Origin of the sequence: Paraburkholderia sp. Ac-20340 (assembly GCF_017104965.1) — a bacterium.
GTDB lineage: Bacteria > Pseudomonadota > Gammaproteobacteria > Burkholderiales > Burkholderiaceae > Paraburkholderia.
In genome coordinates this window covers 1-3,664 of the sequence record NZ_JAAGPR010000072.1, presented here as the reverse complement: position 1 = coordinate 3,664, position 3,664 = coordinate 1, and the positions used below count along the sequence as shown (strand labels likewise).

The 3,664-nt window shown below is 58.1% G+C and carries 3 protein-coding genes; all 3 read left to right on the top strand.

What is annotated here, in order from left to right; genetic code table 11:
- A partial coding sequence (gene tssI, locus G3N59_RS36710) for a type VI secretion system tip protein TssI/VgrG (RefSeq protein WP_205987902.1) occupies positions 1 to 1,388 on the top strand: 1,388 nt, incomplete at its 5' end.
- Positions 1,385 to 2,263: a DUF4123 domain-containing protein gene (locus G3N59_RS36705; protein WP_205987901.1), complete on the top strand. Its 879-nt coding sequence runs from the start codon at positions 1,385 to 1,387 to the stop codon at positions 2,261 to 2,263. The genes tssI and G3N59_RS36705, both read left to right, overlap by 4 nt.
- The coding region (locus G3N59_RS36700; RefSeq protein ID WP_205987900.1) for a toxin VasX at positions 2,260 to 3,664 on the top strand (1,405 nt) is incomplete at its 3' end. The genes G3N59_RS36705 and G3N59_RS36700, both read left to right, overlap by 4 nt.

Genomic DNA, 3,664 nt, shown 5'->3' with positions numbered 1-3,664 from the left:
TTGAGCACCAGGACGGCGGTTATGAACGCTTCGACTACCCCGGGCGGTACAAGCGCGATGAGGCTGGGCGGCCATTTACGGAGACGCGCCTGCTCGCGCTACGTAACGAAGCCCAACTGGCCGCGATTGAGGGCGACGATGCCCGCCTGCAACCAGGCCTCGCGTTCGATCTGGAAGGCCACGTCCGCGAGGACTGGAACACCGGCTGGCGGGTGGTGAGCATGGTGCACACCGGCACGCAGGCCGTGAGCCAGGCGGAAGAATCCGCGGAAGCTGACACCGGCACGCAGTACAGCTATACGGCAAAGATCATTCCTAATCACATCGAGTGGAAGCCCGAACTCCTGCCCAAGCCCCGTATCGACGGTCCGTTGATCGCGACCGTTACCGGTCCCGAAGGCGAAGAAATCTACTGCGACGAATATGGTCGCGTCAAAGTGCAATTCCCCTGGGATCGCTACGGCAACAACGACGCGAACAGCTCCTGCTGGATACGCGTGGCGCAGAACTGGGCCGGTGCAACGTGGGGACACATGGCGATACCGCGCATCGGACAGGAAGTCATCGTGGCCTTCCTCGATGGTGACTGCGATCAACCGATCATTATCGGCAGGACGTACCACGCGACCAACCTGCCGCCCTATGAGCTGCCGCGTCACAAGACGCGCATGACGATCAAGAGCCAGACGCACAAGGGGGAAGGTTACAACGAACTGCGCTTCGAGGACGAAAAGGATCAGGAAGAAATCTACGTCCATGCGCAGAAAGATCAAAACATTCACGTTAATCACGATGAGACGACATTCGTCGGCAATGATCGCAAGGAAAATGTCGAGCATGACGAAACAATCGACATCGGTCATGACCGAACGGAAAGCGTGGGCAATGACGAACAGGTGCGCATCGGGCACAACCGGACCCACACCGTTGGCCAGGACGCGCTTCTTTCCATCGAGCGCAATCACACGATCCATGTAGGCAAGGATCGCGTCGAGCAGGTGGGGAATCATCGCAAGGACCAGACCACGGCCAATCACATCATCGATGTGGGTGGACATGTCGAGGCAAGCGTGCAAGGGCATCACAAGCTCACAGCGGGTCAGTCCATCGAGCGCCAGACGCAGCATTACGAGTTGAAGGCCAGCCAGGAGATCGTGATTCGCGGACCCGGTGGCACGCTCACCATCGATGCCGGTGGCATCACCATCGAAGGTATGGCAATCAGTCTCAAGGGACCAATGACCCAATCTGGCGGAGCGGGCAACGCGCTAAGTATCAGCGGAGTTGCTAAACAGGGGCGTCCATTCAATACGCTCTGCGCGATGCGTGCTGACGGCACATGTCCGCTCAGTGATTGTCCCTGCGGTCGAAGCAAGGGACATGCATGAATATGATCGCCAGCACGCCCACCATTTTGCGCGGCGAAGTCGAGACTGCGCATCGGCTGCTATGGATTTTCGATGGTGGTCTGGATCGCGATCTTGAATCTATCGTGCGTAAGGTAGATCACCGGGCTTGGATCGAATGGATTTACAGCGGTACGGAGTACGCGCGCGAGTTTAAAGATGGGCCGATGTTGGTCGAGTCGAATGCCGATTCGGCGCTGCTGGACGCCTATATATCGTCCTGGGCAGCCCAGCATTGGGGCGGTCTGCTGTTGTCGGCACAACCTTTCGATGCGGTATTGCAACACTTGCGTGCGTTAAGGCACGCGCAGTTGCCAGATGGAACCACTTCTTTGCTGAGACTCCACGAACCGCGTGCGATGCGCGGCTTCGCTGTGGGAAGTGACTCCTACACGACGGCGATGCTCATGGGGCCAATCGATCGATGGTATTGGTGCGAATGGAATGAAGGGCGAGGCGACTGGTATCGCCTTGATCATCCCTCGCCTGGGCATGGGCAGATAGCAAGAGATAGCTTGAACGTATCCGACCAGCTCCTGGGAGCGCTTGACGACCAGGGTATCGACTATCGCAATCTTGGATTTGTTCGCCGCCTGAGAGCTGCGGGAATTTCCGGCCTGGAAAACGCGAGCGACGAGCTCCTGGCTGAAGCCGTTCGAAAGCATGCCGCCGATGCGCAAACGCGCGGCTTTTCCTGCGACGAAGACATATACGGATTTCTTGACGTCTATTTCCGCTATCACAGGCAGCTATTTGCACCCGGGAGCGCGCTGGCGATCATTCTGGACGACCGCGCAGTTCCTGCCTGGCGTCGCCTGCAGCAGGCGAATGCTTTAATGGAAGAAGGTCACGCATGACGATCATCACTAAAACCGCTCAGGAGTTGGCAGCCAGCACGCCTGCCAGTTCGGCAAAGGGCGCGCACAATTGCACGAAAGTCGTGCCGTTTTTCCCTCTTCGCTATGCCGTGCAGCCTTTCAATGGCAGCGGCTTTGCCTATGAGCACGCAAACCTGACGCATGATTTTCCGGTACTGAAAAACATGCGTTATGTGTTGCGAGGCCTGCGAGACGATGACGGCTATCTGTACATTTACGATCCAGACAATCGCGAACAGATCATCTGCTTTGTCTATCGCAGCCCGGATGATGGCACGAATGGTGGCCTGCAACGCCCGGCACAATTCCAGCGTCTTGCCCTGGACCGGCAATTCAAGCCCATTGAACTGGCCGGCAAGCCGCTGGGCTTCCCGTATATTCCTGCCTACGATCATGATCCGGCTCAGGTAGTCATCTGGTTCGCGGATACGATGCAAACGCCCGATAAACTCAAGGCGTTCAAGAACGATACCAATGGGATTCGAACTCAACTGGGCACGGCTCTTAATCTCAGCCCCTGGATTGCCGCTTTCCGGAAATGCGCTAATCCAGATAAAGCGCCGCCGGTTCAACACACGATTCGGTTGGAGGATATCGCCAGTCAGCATGCGGTTGGCGTGGACGGCAAGAGCGTTCCGTGGTCGGAATATCAGCAAGGCGCTCAGCTCCCTACAACTGCAGAAATGAGCATGGCACAAGGCCCGGGCGGCGCACGTCTGGCGGTGGTGCTATACGACGCAGTCGGCATCATGAGCGAATTGAATCAAGGCATTGGCCGGGTGCTCAGTGGCTGGGGCGACTACAACGCTAAATCTCAGCGCGGGTTGTGGGCCTCAGCCGCTGTCGATGCGGTGCTGGAACAGGCGGCCTCCAAGGCTTACAACAATCTGTTCGACAACGACCCGGTAGGTAGTGCCGTCAAAGGCACGGGAGCGACGGGCGGCGCTGTGCTTGAGGTGCATGGCAGAGCCCTGGCGGCGGCGAATGCCGCCAGGGCACGGCGTTGTGCATTTCTCGATGGAAGCGACCAGACACGTCAAGCATTCCTGAAGAGCGATAAAAACACACGCAAGAAATGGCAGGACGAACTCGACAAGGCTACCGCGATGCTCTGGTCGTGGTGGAATTACACCGGCAAGGGGTCATGGGCTCCTTCGCTCGCTCACTACGACACGAAGGAAGCGTTCAACTTTCGCGCAATGCGCGGAGCGGTTTCCCGCTGCATTCTGGGTCTGGCGTGCCACGAGGAGGGCGCTCGGGCGCTGGCGGACCAGTTGCTGCCTGAAGGGCCGACTGGCGTGCTCTATTACGCCATGCAGGGGTATCCTGGTCAGACCGAATATATCGACAGTACGCGCAAGGCAGTCTCGGTAGTGGGCG